Consider the following 16,654-nt stretch of genomic DNA (forward strand, 5'->3'; position numbering starts at 1 on the left):
CAGCGCCCGCGCGTCACCCCACGCGGTCGGCCAGCAGCGCCACGCGGCGGCCACGGACGCGCGTCACGAGCAAGGTCGCCGACTCGTCGCCGCGCAGCGAGAGGCGCGTCCGCAGTGCGGCGGGGTCGATGTCGACCCCGCGCTTCTTGATCTCGAGCGTTCCGATGTTGCGATCGCGCAGGGCGCGCGCGAGCTTCTTCGTGTCCGCGGGGAGCTCTTCGCGTACGCGGAACGACGACACGAAGGGGCTCGTCAGAGCCGCGTCAGAGGTCAGGTACGCGATGCCCGTGGCCACCATGCCGGCCTCGAGCGATCGCGCGACCTCGCCGATCAGGCGCGCGCGGATCACGGCGCCGTCGGGTTCGTGGACGTACGCACCGAGCTCGCGGGGCTCGACGTCGGGAGCATCCGAGGGTGCCGTCAGTTCCCAGGCGTCGTCGCCGCGCACGACGAGCGCAGCGCGGCGGACGTTGTCGCGCGCGAGGCTCCCCGCCCAGAGGACGAGTTCGATCGTCGAACCGTCGGCGCTGATCCACTGCGCTTCGACGTCGTCCGGGATGAGCTCACGGTCGAACGCCGGCCCGAGCTTCACGCCGCCGGGCCGGCCCCGGAGCAGCTCGAACACCCACTCGAGTGACGGCGACCACTGGTCGGCCGATACGCGCCGGGTCTCGCCGTGGCCGGCGGTGCGCCTCGCGGGGTCCAGCCAGACCGCATCCACGCCGCTCAGGTCGGCATCCTCCGCTCGACCGTGGGCGACCGTGACGGCGTCGCCGAAGGGGGCGAGGTTGTAGGCGGCGATCGCGGCCGTGACCTCATCGGCGTCGACCGCGTGCACCCGGATGCCGAGCCCCGCGAGGCCCAGTGCGTCACCGCCGATGCCACAGCCGAGGTCGGCCACCGAGCTCACGTCGGCGGCCCGGAACCGACCCGCGTGCCGTGCCGCGATCGGCAGGCGCGTCGCCTGTTCGAGCCCCGCGCGGGTGAAGAGCATCCGGTCGGCGAAAGGACCGAATTTCGCGCCCGCGCGCACGCGCAGCCGAGCCTGGCTCACGACGGCCGCGACGAGATCGGGGGAGTGGCCCGCCGCGCGCAGCCTCGACACCGCGCGGGCGGCGTCGTCGGTGGTCGTGAGCGGTCCCACCTCGTCGAGCAGGGTGAGCCCGTCGGGCGTGAGCAGGGCGGTCAGCTCGGCGATCTCCACCGGGCCAGCCTAGGTGTCGAAACTGTTGGCACTCGCGTTGCATGAGTGCCAGCACTTCTCTACACTCGGATTAGCACTCTCCTGGTGTGGGTGCTAACGAGTCTTCTGTAACGAGAAAGAAGAGGTAGACCGTGTCGGTTTCCATCAAGCCGCTCGAGGACCGCATCGTCATCAAGCAGGTCGAGGCTGAGCAGACCACCGCGAGTGGTCTCGTCATCCCCGACACCGCCAAGGAGAAGCCGCAGGAGGGCGAGGTTGTCGCCGTCGGACCCGGCCGTATCGACGACAACGGCAACCGTGTCCCCCTCGACGTCACCGTCGGCGACCGCGTTCTGTACAGCAAGTACGGCGGCACCGAGGTCAAGTTCGGCGCCGACGAGTACCTGGTGCTCTCGGCTCGCGACGTCCTCGCGGTGGTCGTTCGCTGATCGCGTTGCGATTTCCTCAGAACCCCGGATGCCTCGGCATCCGGGGTTCTGCTTTTGTCCAGCGGCGTCTTACGCCCCGTGACCGACCGCGGGGGGCTCTGGTCCGGGGCTGAATACGCTGGTTCGGTGACCGCCGATCTCGCTGTGCGTCTGACCGAGAACCTTCCCGCCGAACGCGTCATCGATGACCCCGCCCTCGTCGCGGCGTACGCGACGGACGCCTCGCGTCTTCCGGCCCCGCGGGCCGCTCTGGTGGTGCAGCCGCGCACCGCGGAGGAGGTCTCGGCCGTCCTCCGCGTTGCGAACACGACCGGGACCCCGGTCGTTCCCCAGGGCGCGCGCACGGGGCTCGTCGGCGGCTCGGCCGCGATCGAGGGAGCCATCCTCCTCGATCTGTCGCGGATGGATGCCATCCTCGCCATCGACGCGGTCGAGGGCACGGCCACGGTTCAGCCCGGCGTGGTCGTCGCGGATCTCCAGCGCGCGGCGGCCGAGCGGGGGCTCTTCTACGCCCCCGATCCGGCATCGGCCGAGTGGGCGACGATCGGCGGCACGATCGCGACGAACGCCGGTGGCATGCGGTGCATCCGGTACGGCGTGACCGGAGACGCGGTGCTGTCGCTCCAGGTCGTCCTGGCCGACGGCTCGATCGAACGCACGCGCCCCGCCACGGTGAAGGGCGTCGCGGGCCTCGACCTGACGAGCCTCGTCGTGGGCTCGGAGGGAACCCTCGCGGTCGTGACCGAGGCGACGCTCCGGCTCCTCCCCGCACCGGGACCCGCCCGCGGCGTCCTGGGCCTGTTCCCCTCGACAGCGGCAGCGCTCGCGGCCGCCGCGGCATTGACGACCGGACCCCGCCTCCCCTCGACGCTGGAGTTCCTCGATGACACGGCGCTCCGCGGCATCCGCATCGCCCGTCCCGACATGGATCTCGACCCGGCGGCGCGGTCATGGCTGCTCGCGATCACGGACGCGGTCGAGGGAGCCGATCGCGACCTCGACCACTTCGTTGCCACCTTCCGCGCGCATGGTGCGGTCTCGGTCGATCGCGCCGACGACGAAGAGCAGCTGGACCGGCTCCTCGCCGCTCGCCGCGCTCTCAACCCCGGGCTGCTCGCGCTGCGCGGCGCCGCCACGCACGGCGACCTCGCGGTGCCACGGTCGCGTCTGGCGGCCTTCGCCGAGGAGGCCGAGCGCATCGCGGAAGAGCGGGGCGTCGAGATCAGCCTGGCCGGGCACGTCGGCGACGGGAATCTGCATCCCACGGTGGTCTACGACGCTGCCGATCCGGTCGCTACCGCCGCGGCGCACCGGGCCGCGGCCGACCTGCTGCAGCTCGCGCAGCACCTCGGCGGCACCGTCGCGGGCGAGCACGGCGTGGGCACGCTGAAGCTCGACGACCTCGACGGGGAGCTGTCGAGCCGCCTGCGGGGTCTGCAGCGCGAGATCAAGCGGGTGTTCGACCCCCGCGGCATCCTGAACCCGGGGCGGAAGCTCTAGCGCACCAGGTCCGCGGCGGACGTCAGCGCCGCGAGGCGATCGATCAGCTCCTGCAGCGTGGCGTCGTCCACGACCAGCCCGAGGCGAACGTGCCCGCGCCCGCCGGCGCCGAAGCCGTCGCCGGGCGCGATCCCGATCCGCGCCTCTTCTCGCACACGCCGAGCGAACGCGACGGCGTCCGTGCCCTCGGGCAGACGCACCCACACGAAGAACGTCCCCCGCGGCTCGATCACGTCCCACCCGATGCCGCGCAGACCCGTGATGACGAGGTCGCGGCGCCGTCGGTACACCTCGACCAGATCGGCGGCGGCTCCCTGGTCGCCGAGCAGTGCTTTGGCCGCGGCCTCCTGCGTCGCGCCGAACATCGTGCTGAAGGCGTGCGCCTGGTAGCGGCGCATGGCCGAGATGAGGGAGGCGTTCCCGGCGGCGAAGCCGACGCGCCATCCCGCCATGCTGTAGGTCTTCGACAGTGTCTGCACCTCGACAGTGCGGCCCTCCGGACCGTCGATCGCCAGGGCCGACAGCGGCCGTTCGCCGAACCCCAGCGAGGCGTAGGCGAAGTCGTGCACGAACGCCGCGCCGACCCGCTCCGCGAAGCCGATGGCGGCGGTGAACGTCGCCGGCGTCGCCAACGCTCCGGTCGGGTTGTTCGGGTAGTTCAGGAGGAGCAGTCGCGCGTCATCGACGTGGTCGAGGGCGGCGAAGTCGGGCTGATAGTCGGGTTCGGTGAGGGTCACCGTCTCCGCCCGTGCCTGCGCGAGGTCGATGGCCGACGTGTACAGCGGGTATCCCGGGTCGGGGAGGACGACGGTCGCGCCCGGGTCGGCGAGACCCAGGACCGCGGCCATCAGAGCCTCGTGGGAGCCGTGGAAGATGCCCACCTGCGCATCGGGGTCGAGCTCGAGCCCGTGGTCGTCGCGGTAGCGGCGCACGACGCCCTCCCGCAGCGAGCGCCGTCCGGCGTACGACGGGTAGCGGTGGTTGATGGGATCGTCGACGAAACGCTGCATCGCGCGCACGATGCGCTCGGGCGTCGGAAGGTCGGGGTTGCCCTTCGAGACGTCGATGAACCGCGGCCCGGGAAGCGCCGAGAGTCGGGCGTTCTCGGCATCCATCGCGCCCCAGAAGTTCGGGGGCAGGGCCGCGACGCGGGCGGCGGGCGCGAAGTCGACCATGCTCACCGCCGCCGGAAACGTCGCGCCAGCGAAGACCCGATCGCCTGGATCCCCTGCACGAGCACGATCAGCGTGACGCAGGTGATCACCATCGCGAATCCGTCGTAGCGCTGGTAGCCGTACGAGAGCGCCAGGTCACCGATGCCGCCGGCTCCGACGGTCCCCGCCATGGCGGTGGCGTCGATCAGACCGACGGTGGCGATCGTGATGGCCAGGATGAGCGAGCCACGCGCCTCCGGAAGAAGGAACCGCCAGAAGATCTGCAGAGGGGACGCACCCATCGAGCGCGCCGCCTCGACGACGCCGGCCGGGACCTCGAGCAGGGAGTTCTCGACCAGCCGGCCGATGTACGGCGCGATCATCACGGTCAGGGGGACGATCGCCGCCCAGACGCCGATGCTCGTTCCCACCAGGAGCCGGGTGAAGGGAAGGATCGCGACGAGCAGGATGATGAACGGCAGCGAACGGATGAGGTTGACCACGGCGCCCAGGACCAGGTTCACGGGCGTGTTCTGCAGCACACCGCCCCGACGCGTCAGGGCGAGGATCGCGCCCAGGGCGATACCGAGGATCGACCCCAGAACGAGCGAGACCCCGAGCATCTGCAGCGTCTCGCCGAGAGCGCGCAGATAGATCTCGGGGGTGACGAGTGTCCACTTGCCGCCGTTCACGCCACGACCTCCTCGAGCTCGACGACCCGCTCGGAGAGGTAGCGGTGGGCCTCGCGCATCTTCTCGGGACTGCCGGTGACCTTGATGATGAGTTGCCCCACGGTGTGATCCTGGATCTGGGTCATGTCCGCGTGGAGCATGTTCACGTCCACGCCGACATCCCGGATCAGGCCCGTGATGAGCGGCTGCTCGACCTCGGCATCCAGGAGGAGCATGCGCCAGAGTCCCTCGCCGCCGAGCTGGTCGACGACACGGCGCGGCAACCCGCGCGGGACGATCGTGTCGACGAAGTCACGCGTCGCCGCCGCACGGGGGCGGACGAACGTGTCCAGCACGCTCCCGTGCTCGACCACCTCACCGTCGGCCATCACGGCCACCTCGTGAGCGAGATCCTTGATGACGTCCATCTCGTGGGTCACGACGAGGATCGTCGTGCCGTACTCGCGGTTGATCCGACGCAGCAGGTCGAGGATCTGCGCGGTCGTCGAGGGGTCCAGGGCGCTCGTGGACTCGTCCGAGAGCAGGATCTTCGGGTTGCGGGCCAGCGCCCGCGCGATCCCGACGCGCTGCTTCTGACCGCCCGACAGATCGCCGGGGTGGCTCCCGGCCTTGCCGCTGAGCCCCACGAAGTCGAGTACCTCGTCGGCGCGACGGCGGGCGTCGACGGGCGAGACGCCGTCCAGCCGCAGGGGGAGGGCGACGTTGTCGCGGGCGGAGAGGGTCTCCAGCAGGTTGAACTGCTGGAAGATCATGCCGGTGTTCTTCTGTGCCGCGCGGAGTTCCCGCCCGCACAGCGAGGAGATGTCGAGATCGTCGACCAGCACTCGCCCCGACGTCGGCTTCTCCAAGCCGTTCACCGTGCGGATGAGCGTGGACTTCCCCGCTCCGCTGTATCCGATGACGCCGAAGATCGTTCCGGGGGCGACCTGAAGGGAGACATCCCGGAGGGCCGTCGTGGTGACGGCCCTCCGGGTGTAGCTCTTGGTCACCGCGTCGAAGACGATGCCTCCGCCCGCGGCGCCGCTCACTCGAACCAGGCCGGGAGCTGGTAGCCGGCGTATTGGGGGTTCGCCTTGATGAAGTCGATGAACTCCTGCGACTGGTACGCGGCTTTGATCGCCTGCGCCCACGGGGTGTCGACGTCAACCGAGCGCACGGTGACGACGTTCGAGAACTGCACTGGCTGGTCCTCGACGGCCAGGGCCTTGTCGTAGTCCAGGCCACCCGAGACGATGAAGTTGCCCTGGATGGTCGCGTAGTCGACGTCCTGGAGGGCCGGGACCTGCTGAGCGTTCTCGATGGGCGTGATGTTCAGGTTCTTCGGGTTCGACGTGATGATCGACAGGTCGGCGGTGTTGGGGTCATCGACGTCGTCGAAGTCGATCCAGCCGACATCGCGCAGGATCAACAGCCCGCGGTAGAGGTTGGCCGGGGAGTTCGGGACGGTGACGGTGGACCCGTCGGCGACGTCGGCGAGAGACGTCTTCTTGCCGCCGAACAGCGCCATGCGCGGCGTCGGCACCTGGACCAGGGCGGCGTTGTCGATGCTCTCCTGTTTGTTGACGAAGTCCATGTACACCGGGTGTTGCATGATGTTCGCGTCGATCTCGCCGGAGTTCACGGCGACATTGACGACGATGCCGTCGGTGAAGTCGACCGGTTCGACGGTGTAGCCCTCGGACTCGAGGATGGGCTGGATGCCACCCTGGAACATCTCCTCGTACGGGCCGGGGTTGAAGCCGATCTTCAGCGCGGTCTTGTCCGTGGATGCCTCCGTCGGGGACGAGGTGGACGAAGCGCCGCACGCGGCGAGGCTCACCGCGAGAAGGGTCGCGGTCAGGGCGGCCGCTGCGGTACGGGCGATACTCATGGATCCTCCGGGACTCGGATGGTGCAGGGCGGTGCTGCGCTCGGTGCGCGAGAAGTGAGGGGATGTCGGCGCGAGGCGACTCCGTGACGCTAGCGAGCGGGCGCGACCGCAAGCGAAACGCGGCGTCACACGGGGCAACACTCGCCGCGGACGATCACCGCGAAAGCGTGACGCACTCGACACATACGCGACTTGTCCGACAAGTATGGTGGTGTCGACGAAAGGGAGGACCCCGCCCGTGAAAGCCCTGGACCCGACGGCGCCGCTCGCGGTGAATGTCATGCCCCACGACGCACGCCACGTCGTCGCCCGCGCGGTCGAGGCGGATCGACGGGGAATTCCCCGCTTCGTCCTGCCGGACGCGGGCCGGTCCACGCGCGATCCCTGGGTGACGCTAGGCGCGGCGGGCGCGATGACGGATGCCATCCGCCTCGGCGCGATCACGAATCCGCTGACTCGTCGGCCCGAGGTGACCGCCGGCGCGCTGCAGACACTCGCCGAGCTCACCGGTGGGCGCGCGTTCGTGATCCTCGCCGTCGGCGGTGCGGTGCAACTCGCGGGGATGGGTGTGCCGCGCCCGGCGGATATCGAGACTCTCGCGGAGGCGGCGGCGCTCGTGCGCGCCGCCGACGCGGGGGAGGTCTGGGTGGCGACCAAGGGGCCGCGAACGATCCGCGCCGTGTCCGGGACCGCCGACGTCATCCTGCTGTCGGGAATCCCGTTCCCCCTGATCGCCGAGGTCGCCGCCCGGACGCGGGAGATCACCGGCGCGAGGGTCGCCTTCACGCTGCACCACTTCTTCGACGCCGCTTCGCGGGCGGCATCCGGGGAGAGGCTGGTCTACGAGATGACGAACATGCGTCCCGAGTATGCGGCGGCCGGCGGTGTGGATGAGGCTCTGCGCGCGGACGTGCTCGCGACCCTCCGCACAGCGGGTCCCCTGGCGGCGGGCGCCCGCATCCCCGACGACGTACTCGGCCGGTTCGCTCTCGGTCCCGACCACCCCGACCCGGTCGGGAGTTCCGCCGAGCTCGCGGCGGCTTTCGGGGTCGATGAGCTCGTGCTGCCCGAGGCCTCGAGCTTCCGGTCCGCATGATCCGCGCGACGTGGCTCCACGCGAACGGTCTCGACGCCTGGTGGGGGCACACGCACGCGCTCGCGCGCCGCGGTGCGGAAGACCACTTCAGCTCCGCACTCCACGCGCGCGCGTGGAGCGACCTCGGCGAGGGCGAGCGCTGGCTCGAGGCGGCGCGGGAAGCGGGGGCGTCGTCCGACGTCGTGTTCGTCTGCGACGCGGCCGTCGAGCCGCTCGTGGCGGAGGTGGCCGAGGAGTTTCCCGCCGTGCGCTTCGTGCACTGCCAGGGGCGGCGCCCCACCGAGAACGTGTCGGTCTACCGCGCCGCACGCGATCAGCACGCGTTCGTCTCGGGGATGCTGGCCGGGGCCGCGACCCGCAGCGGGGTGATCGCCGCGATCGAGGGGATGCCGTCGCCGCACGATCGACGATTCACGGGAGCATGGGTCCTCGGCGCGCGGGCCACCCGCGCCGATGTCCGCGTCCTCGTCGAGTGGGTCGGCTCCTACCGCGCCCACGATCAGGACGAGCGCGAGCGCACGGCGGTCGAGCGGGTCCGCGCGGCGGGGGCGGACGTCGTCGGCGGCAACCTCACGGAGAACCCCGCCGCGGTGCGAGCCGCGCTCGAGGCCGGACTGAGGGTCAGCGGGCACGATCCACGGGATGCCGGCGTCCTCGGCATCCTGGATTGCGCCTTCCTCGACTGGACCCCCTTCGTCATCGACGTGATCGAACGCGTCCGAGCGGGACGCGCGATCCCGAGCGACAGATGCCTCCGCGCGTCGGACGGCGTCGTGCGCAACTCCGCTCCCGCCGCGGATCTTCCCGTCGCGGCTCGGGACGCGGTCGACCGGGTGTCGCCTGCGTTGGCGGCGGGGCGCTTCGACATCTGGGCAGGTCCCCTCCGCGATAGCGGCGGCCGACTCCGGGTGGCGGACGGCGAGAGTCTGGCGGGCGGAGTCACGGAGCCCCGGGACGCCCCGTCGGCGCGGGAGAGGTACCTGGATTCGCCCGCGTTCGACTGGTTCCCCGAAGGGGTGATCGAGCTGCCGCCGCTCGGGCGGCCTCTAGGCTGACACCGTGACCCCCGCCCCACCGCCCGCCTCGGGAGCCGTCCGCGGCGGCCTCTTCGCTTTCTCCGCGTACCTGTTGTGGGGTGTGCTTCCGCTGTACTTCCTGCAGTTGGCGCCGACCGGTCCGTGGGAGATCGTGGCGTGGCGCATCGCTCTCTCTCTGGTGTTCTGTCTGCTCCTGCTCACGGTGCTGCGCGCGTGGCGTCCGTTCCTCGCGATCGTCCGCCAGCCCCGGTTGCTCGGGCTCACCGCGCTCGCGGGCCTCCTCATCTACGTCAACTGGCAGACGTACGTCTACGGGGCGCTCACGGGCCACGTCATCGAGACGAGCCTCGGCTACTTCATCAACCCCATCGTCACCGTGCTGCTCGGTGTGACCGTTCTGCGCGAGCGGCTGCGCCCGGTCCAGTGGATCGCGATCGGTCTGGCCGTCGCCGCGGTGATCGTGATCGTCGTCGGGTACGGCAGCTTCCCGTGGATCGCGCTCACCCTCGCCGTGTCGTTCGGTGTCTACGGCCTGGTGAAGAAGCAGATCGGGCCCTCGGTGGATGCCGTCAGCGGCCTGACGCTCGAATCCCTCTGGCTCCTCCCGGTCGCGGTGGTCCAGCTCGTCGTCGTGGGTGTCACGACGGGGCTGACGATGGGGGCCAACGGCTCGCTGCACACGGTCCTTCTCCTGGCGGCGGGCGCCGTCACCGCGATCCCCCTGCTGCTCTTCGCCGCGGGAGCTCGCCGTGCCCCGCTCACCGTGATGGGACTGATTCAGTTCGTGGCGCCCATCATCCAGTTCGGGATCGGCGTGTGGCTGCTTCACGAGCCCATGACGCTCGAGCGCTGGATCGGGTTCGGTCTGGTCTGGGTCGCCCTGGTCGTGCTGAGCGTGGACTCGTTGGTCGCGGCGCGGCGGCGCCGCGCCTCCGTCTCGGATGTCACGGAGCCCGTCTAGGGGCGTTATGCCGCTGTGACCTGGGCGACCCACATCGTTAACGAACGGCAACACGGCGAAAACGTGGGGGCCGTTAGGTTTAGGACACCAGACGGCACCCCTGTGCCGTCGAACGTTCATCCACAGCAAGGAGCACTATGAGCGTCTTCACGCGCACGCGTGCCGGCAAGGTCCTGGGCGGCATCGCCCTGGTCGGTGCCAGCGCGCTCGTCCTCGCCGGTTGCGCCGGTGGTGGCGGCGACGCCGCAGACCCCAGCGCATCGTCCGACGGGGGCGCCGTGTCGAAGTCCGACGGGACCTTCAGCGTCGGCACGATCCTCCCCGCCACCGGAAACCTCGCCTTCCTCGGCCCGCCCGAGGTCGCCGGCGTGAAGCTGGCGATCAAGGACATCGAAGCCACCGGCGACGCGTTCCCGTTCACCACCAAGCTCACCGAGCGTGACTCGGGTGACACCACGACCGACATCGCCACCCAGTCGGCGACCGAGCTCGTCGACGCCGGCGCCGATGTCGTCATCGGTGCGGCTTCCTCGGGTGTGTCGTTCACGTTCGTCGACCAGCTGGTCAACGCGGGCATCGTTCAGATCTCGCCGGCCAACACGTCGCCGGACTTCACCACGTACGCCGACGACGGCTACTACTGGCGCACGGCTCCCTCGGACGTCCTCCAGGGTCGCGTGCTCGGTAACCTCATGGTCGGTGACGGTGCGGCGAACGTCGGCATCATCTACATCAACGACCCGTACGGCACGGGCCTGAAGGACAACGCCACCAAGGCCATCGAAGCCGCCGGCGGCGAGGTCTCGGTCGCTGTCCCGTACAACCCGGGTGACACGGTGTTCACGTCGCAGGTCGACCAGCTGCTTGCCGCGAAGCCCGACGCCATCGCCGTGATCGCGTTCGAGGAGACCTCCTCGATCATCCCGCAGCTCGTCAACACGCAGGGCTTTCCGGGGTCGAAGGTCTACTTCGTCGACGGCAACCTGTCGAACTCGTACGAGTTCCAGCCCGGCACGCTCCAGGGCGCCAAGGGCACCCTGCCCGGTAACCCGGCCGACACCGAGTTCCAGAGCCGCCTCCTCGAGATCGACCCGTCGCTGACCGACTTCAGCTACGCGCCGGAGTCGTACGACGCGGTCATCGTGGCGGCCCTGGCCGCGGCTCAGGCCAAGGACGACTCGGGCACGGCGATCCGTGACAACCTGCAGTCGGTCACCGAGGGCGGCGAGAAGTGCACCACCTTCGCCGACTGCCTCGCGCTGATCAACGACGGCAAGGACGTCGACTACGACGGTGTCTCCGGCCCGATCACGTTCGACGAGAACGGTGACCCGACCGAGGCGTACATCGGCATCTACCAGTACGGTGCCGACAACAAGTACACCCTGCTGAACACGGAGTTCGGCTCGCTCAACGAGTGATCTGACCCGTTCGAAGGGCCCGGATGCCACGGCATCCGGGCCCTTCTTCGTTGCCCCATCAGCGCGAAACCGCATCCAGCCGACATCCCCCGTGCGGTCTGCCGCGGTCTTGTCGGCGAGATGAAGTCTCGACGTGTCATGGGCGCGGCGTTGGGCCGGGGAGGGGCGCCGGTGCCGGGGACGGAGTCGGGTCAGGGGGAGGGCGTGAGGCCGCAGGCAGCGGCCGTGAACTCCAGCAGAGCGTCGGCGACGGACTGCGGCCGTTCGAGCGACACGACGACCTCGCGACCGTCGACGCGGGCGACGAGGTCGAACAACGTGCCGACCTTGTCCTCGGCGATCGCGTGCGGGTCGCATCGTCGCGGCGTCACCGTGACGGAGATGGTCGAGGGGCCGTCGTCGGCGGCGACGGTCGTGTCGAGCGTCGCCTCCTCTCCCGCGGCGAAGTGCAGGAGGGGAGTACCGCGCAGGGCGACGAGTTCGATCCGGCCGTCGCCCCCGGCGGTCGGCGTGATCGAGAGCGTGAGATCGGCCGTGCCGTCCGCCCGCGCGGACACCGCCGTGGCCTCGATGCGGGCAATCGCGCCCAGGGCGTCGCGGTCGCACTGCGCCGCGCCCAACCGCGGCAGGATGCCGAGCGGGTCGTCCGCCGTGACGTCAGCGCTTCTCGTGCCGCCCGTGGAGTCGATCTCGAGGGTGACCGACGCCGTGCCGCCGTCCGAGGCGCAGCGAAGTGCGGGGAGAGCCACGGGGAGGTCGATGACGCGGCCGGGGCCGATCACCTCCGTGCGATGCGCCGCCCAGGCCGCGGGCTCGGACAGGGCAGCCCAGGTGAGCGTCGCGCCGGAGACGACGAGTGTCTCGGTCGAGCCGTTGTCTACCCGCAGCTGGACGCGTCCGGGGGCGATGTCGCCGCGCTGCTGGATGACCGAGACGGTCAGCCCCTCAGGGAGTGCGGGAGGAGCGTCCGCGGAGCATCCCGCGAGGGCGACACCCACCAGGGTGAGCGTCGCCCCCACGGGGCGCGCGCGGCTCAGGCTTCGCTCTCCCGTGCGTCGCGCTTGGCGTCCTCGTCGGCCGCCAGGGTGCCCAGGTACAGCTCGATGACACGGGGGTCGGTGAGCAGTTCGCGTCCGGTGCCGGTGTAGGCATCCTTGCCCTGGTCGAGGACGTACGCCCGGTGGCAGATCTGCAGGCAGCGGCGGGCGTTCTGCTCGACCATGATGATCGTCACGCCGGCGCGGTTGATCTCCGCGACGCGCAGGAACGTCTCGTCCTGCCGGACCGGGGACAGGCCCGCCGACGGCTCGTCGAGGAGCAGGACCGACGGATCCATCATGAGCGCGCGGCCCATCGCGACCATCTGACGTTCACCGCCGGACAGCGATCCGGCCCGCTGTCGCCGTCGCTTGGCGAGCTCGGGGAAGAGGCCGGTGACGAACTCGAAGCGCTCGGCGAAGACCTTGGGGCGCTGGAAGAGCCCCATCTGCAGGTTCTCCTCGATCGACAGGCTCGGGAACACGTTGTTGTTCTGCGGAACCATGCCGACGCCCTTGCCGACGAGCTTGTCGGCCTTCAGCGCGGTGATGTCCTCGCCGTTGAGCAGGACGGCTCCGCCGCGGATCTTCACTTGACCGAAGATCGCCTTCAGCAGCGTCGACTTGCCGGCGCCGTTCGGGCCGATGATGCCGATGAGGTCGCCCTGGTAGGCATCCACGGTGCAGCCGTTGAGGATATTCACCCCGGGCAGGTAGCCGGCGACGAGGTCGTCGGTGCGCAGCACCGCGGTGCGGGTGGCGGTGGCGGTGTCGGTCATCAGAGCTTTCCGTCCTTCTCGTCGGCGACGAGAGCGGCCTCGGCCTCGGCGGCGGCCTCGGCCTCGATCGTCTCGATCTGCGAGGTGGTCATGTCGCCGAGGTCGGTGTCGTGGTGCGCGCCGAGGTAGGCGTCGATGACGGCCTGGTCGCTCATCACGGTCTCGGGCGGACCCTCGGCGACGACGCGTCCTTCTGCCATCACGACGACCCAGTCCGAGATGTGGCGGACCATGTGCATGTCGTGCTCGACGAAGAGCACCGTCATCCCCTCCTTCTTGAGGTCGAGGATGTGACCGAGGAGGCTCTGCGTCAGCGCGGGGTTCACACCGGCCATGGGCTCGTCGAGCATGACCAGCGTCGGGTCGCTCATGAGGGCGCGAGCCATCTCGAGGAGCTTCCGCTGACCGCCCGAGAGCGATGCCGCGAAGTCTTCGCGCTTGGCATCCAGCTTGAAGCGCCGCAGCAGGTCGTCGGCGCGCTCGGTGTTGGCCTTCTCCTGCGAGCGCCAGATCGAGGGGATCAGGGCGCGGAAGATGTTCTCGCCCTTCTGCCCTCGGGCGCCGAGCAGCATGTTCTGCAGCACCGACAGGCGGCCGAGCGACTTCGTCAGCTGGAACGTGCGGACCATGCCCTTGCGGGACACCTTGAACGCGGGGACGCTGGCGAGGTTGGATCCCTCGAAGCTCCACTGTCCGGTGTTGGGCTTGTCGAACCCGGTGAGCAGGTTGAACAGCGTGGTCTTCCCGGCGCCGTTCGGTCCGATGAGGGCCGTGATCTGCCCGCGCGGGATCTCGAGGTGGTCGACGTCGACGGCCTTCAGGCCGCCGAACTGACGGGTGACTCCGTCGGCGACGACGATGGGATCGACCTTCGCGCAACCAGGGCCGACCTCGCCCTTCACCAGGGGGTGGGTGACGGTCGTGTCAGACATTGAACGACAGCTCCTTCTTGTTGCCGAAGATGCCCTGTGGTCGGAAGATGACCAGGAGCATCAGCCCGATCCCGACGAGGATGAAGCGCACCTGACCGGTCTGGGTCGAGCTCATGAAGCCCAGGATGCCGACATCGCGGAGTCCGACGATGATGCCGTTCGACAGCGACAGCAGCACCCAGAAGAGCGCGGCGCCCACGATGGGGCCGAGGAGGGTCGCGGCGCCGCCGAGCAGCAGTGCGGTCCAGATGAAGAACGTCAGCGCGGTGCCGTAGTTCCCCGGTTGGACGGCGCGGGGGAGGATGAAGACCACTCCGGCGAGACCGCCCATCACACCACCGAGGACGAGCGCCTGCATCTTGTAGGAGTAGACGTTCTTGCCGAGGCTGCGCACGGCATCCTCGTCTTCCCGGATGCCCTTGACGACGCGGCCCCACGGGCTCCGCATGAGCAGCCAGACGAGCAGGGTCGCGAGGATCACGAGACCCCAGCCGAACACGCGCACCCACCAGTCGTTCGCCGAGTAGGTCCACGGCCCGATGCCGTAGGTGCCGCCGGGCAACGGGTTGAGGTTCTGGAACTCGCGGTTGTAGCCGTTCAGGCCCTGCGAGCCACCGGTGATGTCGGTGAGTCCCACGGTCGAGACGACGTAGCGGACGATTTCGGCCGCGGCGATGGTCACGATCGCGAGGTAGTCCGCTCGGAGCCGCAGGGTCGGGATGCCGAGGATGAAGGCGAACAGCACCGAGGCCACGATCGCGATGAGGATCGCGAGCCATACGGGGGCCGAGAACGACAGCGTGGCGATGGCGAAGGCGTACGCGCCGACCGCCATGAAGCCGGCCTGGCCGAAGTTGAGCAGGCCCGCATAGCCGAAGTGGACGCTCAGGCCGATGGCGGCGAGGGCGTAGGCCGCGGTGGTCGGGCTGATGAGCTCGCCCGCGGCGTTGTTGAGAATCGAAAGCCAGTCCATGTCGTTCTTCCTCAGCCGATCCGCTCTTTACGACCGAGCACACCTTGCGGCCGGAACAGCAGCACGCCGATGAGCACGATCAACGCCACCGCGTACCGAAGGTCCGGGGGGATGACGATGGTGGACATTTCCGTGATGATGCCGATGATCAGCGAGCCGACGAGAGCACCGAAGGCGCTGCCCAGGCCACCCAACGTCACGGCCGCGAAGAGCAGCAGCAGGATCGCGAAGCCCATGTCCCACGTGACACCGCGGTAGAGGCCGTACAGGACGCCGGAGAGGCCCGTGAGCGCTCCCGCCAGCACCCACACGATGCGGATGACCCGGTCGACGTTGATTCCGGATGCCGCCGCGAGCGAGGCGTTGTCGCTGACCGCACGCGTCGCCTTGCCGATCCGGGTGCGGGTCAGGAAGTAGGCCACCGCCGCGAGCATCACGACGCTGACGCCCATGCTGATGAGGGACGTGAGCGTGATGGTCACCGGACCGATCGTGACGTTGTCGGTGATGCCCGTGTCGATGTTCCGGGTGCCGCCGTCGAAGAAGTACAGGTACAGGTATCGCAGCACGATCGACAGACCGATCGTCACGATGAGCACCTGGACCAACCCCACCCCGCGTTTACGGAGGGGTTTGAACAGCACGGCATCCTGCGTCCATCCGAGCGCCGCGGACAGGGCCACGGTGAGCAGGACCGCGAGAAGCAGGTTCCATCCCAGCGAGGTGAAGACGTAGAAGATGATGGCACCGAAGGTCAGCATCTCGCCGTGGGCGAAGTTGTTGACTCCGGTCGTTCCGAAGATGAGTGAGATGCCGATCGCGGCGAGAGCGAGCAGCAGACCGAAGTTCAGGCCGTAGATGAAGCGCGAGAACAGCGTGTCCCAGATGGACCCGGTCGCCACGGTGCCTTCGCCCGTCGGGAAGAGGACGTTCACGGTGTTCGTGGTTCCGACCGTCACTTCGCGCGTGACGTTGTCGGGGTCGCGCGGAGCGACGCCGTCGGGCAGCGACTCGACGTTGAGCTCTGCCGTGTACGTGCCCGGTCCCGGGACGGCCACCGACCAACGCCCGTCCGCTCCGGTGGTGCCGACCTCCGAGAAGCCGGAGCCCTCGACGGAGATCTCGACGCCCTCGACGGGTTCGCCCTCGGATTGGATGATGCCGCCGATGGTGAACTGCGTCGCCACGTCGACCGCGCCGGGGCTCCCGGACGGTGTCGGCGAAGGCGTCGTCTGGGCATGGGCTGGTGAGGCCAGGACGAGGCTCAGCACGGCGATCGCGCTCGCGAGGAGCGAGACGAGCAGGACGGCTGGGCGGGCAAGGGTGCGCGATCGTGTCGCGGTGGGGGAGGAATGACCCACGGAGTCTCCAGTTCGGCAACGCTGACGAGGTCGTTTCGTCAGCTTCGACGATCGACGCTACGAGCGTAATGTGTCATCGGTGTTTCGCAGACCGCCTCGTTAGCGAACCGTGTCGTGGTGACGGAGCTCCCGGGGCGGTTTCCCGGGAATGTTTCCGCCGTCCGGGCGCTTAGAATTCAGGGCAGGGCGCGTTGCGCGCACCGGCCGAC

General features: G+C 69.5%; 16 protein-coding genes. 6 read left to right on the forward strand and 10 right to left on the reverse strand.

Annotation, left to right across the window (positions count from 1 at the left end; translation table 11 throughout):
• Nucleotides 1-13: 13 nt before the first annotated feature.
• Entirely contained in the window at nt 14-1,204 is a 1,191-nt protein-coding gene (locus ABC271_RS04145) for a THUMP-like domain-containing protein (protein WP_412923629.1), read from the reverse strand.
• A 131-nt stretch (nt 1,205-1,335) separates the two neighbouring features.
• Here ABC271_RS04145 and groES point away from each other — a divergent pair, with 131 nt between their 5' ends.
• Both groES and ABC271_RS04155 read left to right on the forward strand, forming a co-directional pair.
• On the forward strand, nt 1,336-1,632 hold the full coding sequence (gene groES / locus ABC271_RS04150) for a co-chaperone GroES (RefSeq protein ID WP_076491199.1): 297 nt from the start codon (nt 1,336-1,338) through the stop codon (nt 1,630-1,632).
• 126 nt (nt 1,633-1,758) lie between these two features.
• Nucleotides 1,759-3,132, forward strand: a complete 1,374-nt coding sequence (locus tag ABC271_RS04155) for an FAD-binding oxidoreductase (protein WP_412923630.1) — start codon at nt 1,759-1,761, stop codon at nt 3,130-3,132.
• Here ABC271_RS04155 and ABC271_RS04160 read toward each other — a convergent pair.
• The 4 genes from ABC271_RS04160 to ABC271_RS04175 are packed head-to-tail and all read right to left on the reverse strand — an operon-like array spanning nt 3,129 to nt 6,848.
• Nucleotides 3,129-4,307: an aminotransferase class I/II-fold pyridoxal phosphate-dependent enzyme gene (locus tag ABC271_RS04160; RefSeq protein WP_412923631.1), complete on the reverse strand. Its 1,179-nt coding sequence runs from the start codon at nt 4,305-4,307 to the stop codon at nt 3,129-3,131. The two genes, ABC271_RS04155 and ABC271_RS04160, sit on opposite strands and share 4 nt — an antisense overlap.
• A 2-nt stretch (nt 4,308-4,309) precedes the next feature.
• Entirely contained in the window at nt 4,310-4,978 is a 669-nt protein-coding gene (locus ABC271_RS04165) for a methionine ABC transporter permease (protein WP_412923632.1), read from the reverse strand.
• Nucleotides 4,975-6,006 (reverse strand): methionine ABC transporter ATP-binding protein, encoded by a 1,032-nt coding sequence (locus ABC271_RS04170; RefSeq protein WP_412923633.1) that lies wholly within the window; start codon nt 6,004-6,006, stop codon nt 4,975-4,977. Before ABC271_RS04170 ends, ABC271_RS04165 begins: the two co-directional genes overlap by 4 nt.
• Nucleotides 6,003-6,848 (reverse strand): MetQ/NlpA family ABC transporter substrate-binding protein, encoded by an 846-nt coding sequence (locus ABC271_RS04175; RefSeq protein ID WP_412923634.1) that lies wholly within the window; start codon nt 6,846-6,848, stop codon nt 6,003-6,005. Before ABC271_RS04175 ends, ABC271_RS04170 begins: the two co-directional genes overlap by 4 nt.
• A gap of 238 nt (nt 6,849-7,086) precedes the next feature.
• On the opposite strand from ABC271_RS04175, the gene ABC271_RS04180 reads away from it, so the two are divergent.
• The 4 genes from ABC271_RS04180 (at nt 7,087) to ABC271_RS04195 (ending at nt 11,363) form a co-directional block, all read left to right on the forward strand.
• On the forward strand, nt 7,087-7,944 hold the full coding sequence (locus ABC271_RS04180; RefSeq protein WP_412923635.1) for an LLM class flavin-dependent oxidoreductase: 858 nt from the start codon (nt 7,087-7,089) through the stop codon (nt 7,942-7,944).
• On the forward strand, nt 7,941-8,999 hold the full coding sequence (locus ABC271_RS04185) for a BMP family ABC transporter substrate-binding protein (RefSeq protein ID WP_412923636.1): 1,059 nt from the start codon (nt 7,941-7,943) through the stop codon (nt 8,997-8,999). Before ABC271_RS04180 ends, ABC271_RS04185 begins: the two co-directional genes overlap by 4 nt.
• Before the next feature lie 4 nt (nt 9,000-9,003).
• A complete protein-coding gene (rarD, locus tag ABC271_RS04190) occupies nt 9,004-9,942 on the forward strand; it encodes an EamA family transporter RarD (protein ID WP_412923637.1) in 939 nt (312 codons plus the stop codon).
• 137 nt (nt 9,943-10,079) lie between these two features.
• Nucleotides 10,080-11,363, forward strand: coding sequence for an ABC transporter substrate-binding protein (locus ABC271_RS04195; protein ID WP_412923638.1), 1,284 nt, complete (start codon nt 10,080-10,082; stop codon nt 11,361-11,363).
• 191 nt (nt 11,364-11,554) lie between these two features.
• On the opposite strand, the gene ABC271_RS04200 is transcribed toward ABC271_RS04195, so the two are convergent.
• Genes ABC271_RS04200 through ABC271_RS04220 form a run of 5 tightly spaced genes read right to left on the reverse strand, consistent with a single transcriptional unit; the run spans nt 11,555 to nt 16,445 of the window.
• The gene (locus tag ABC271_RS04200) at nt 11,555-12,382 is read right to left on the reverse strand and encodes a hypothetical protein (RefSeq protein ID WP_412923639.1); all 828 of its coding nucleotides are present in this window, start codon (nt 12,380-12,382) and stop codon (nt 11,555-11,557) included.
• A 14-nt stretch (nt 12,383-12,396) separates the two neighbouring features.
• Complete coding sequence (locus tag ABC271_RS04205; protein ID WP_412923640.1) at nt 12,397-13,179, reverse strand: ABC transporter ATP-binding protein; 783 nt, start codon at nt 13,177-13,179, stop codon at nt 12,397-12,399.
• Nucleotides 13,179-14,111 (reverse strand): ABC transporter ATP-binding protein, encoded by a 933-nt coding sequence (locus ABC271_RS04210; RefSeq protein WP_412923641.1) that lies wholly within the window; start codon nt 14,109-14,111, stop codon nt 13,179-13,181. The genes ABC271_RS04205 and ABC271_RS04210 overlap by 1 nt, the downstream gene beginning before the upstream one ends.
• Nucleotides 14,104-15,084: a branched-chain amino acid ABC transporter permease gene (locus tag ABC271_RS04215; protein ID WP_412923642.1), complete on the reverse strand. Its 981-nt coding sequence runs from the start codon at nt 15,082-15,084 to the stop codon at nt 14,104-14,106. The genes ABC271_RS04210 and ABC271_RS04215 overlap by 8 nt, the downstream gene beginning before the upstream one ends.
• Before the next feature lie 11 nt (nt 15,085-15,095).
• Nucleotides 15,096-16,445: a branched-chain amino acid ABC transporter permease gene (locus ABC271_RS04220; protein ID WP_412923643.1), complete on the reverse strand. Its 1,350-nt coding sequence runs from the start codon at nt 16,443-16,445 to the stop codon at nt 15,096-15,098.
• Nucleotides 16,446-16,654 lie beyond the last annotated feature (209 nt).

It is taken from the genome of Microbacterium canaveralium, assembly GCF_047238045.1.
Lineage (GTDB): Bacteria > Actinomycetota > Actinomycetes > Actinomycetales > Microbacteriaceae > Microbacterium.

What these genes read in the sequence shown, in the direction of transcription:
- ABC271_RS04175 (WP_412923634.1), bottom strand. Translation starts at nt 6,848, where the DNA reads ATGAGTATCGCCCGTACCGCAGCGGCCGCCCTGACCGCGACCCTTCTC.
- ABC271_RS04205 (WP_412923640.1), bottom strand. Translation starts at nt 13,179, where the DNA reads ATGACCGACACCGCCACCGCCACCCGCACCGCGGTGCTGCGCACCGAC.
- ABC271_RS04215 (WP_412923642.1), bottom strand. Translation starts at nt 15,084, where the DNA reads ATGGACTGGCTTTCGATTCTCAACAACGCCGCGGGCGAGCTCATCAGC.
- ABC271_RS04195 (WP_412923638.1), top strand. Translation starts at nt 10,080, where the DNA reads ATGAGCGTCTTCACGCGCACGCGTGCCGGCAAGGTCCTGGGCGGCATC.
- ABC271_RS04160 (WP_412923631.1), bottom strand. Translation starts at nt 4,307, where the DNA reads ATGGTCGACTTCGCGCCCGCCGCCCGCGTCGCGGCCCTGCCCCCGAAC.
- ABC271_RS04185 (WP_412923636.1), top strand. Translation starts at nt 7,941, where the DNA reads ATGATCCGCGCGACGTGGCTCCACGCGAACGGTCTCGACGCCTGGTGG.
- ABC271_RS04210 (WP_412923641.1), bottom strand. Translation starts at nt 14,111, where the DNA reads ATGTCTGACACGACCGTCACCCACCCCCTGGTGAAGGGCGAGGTCGGC.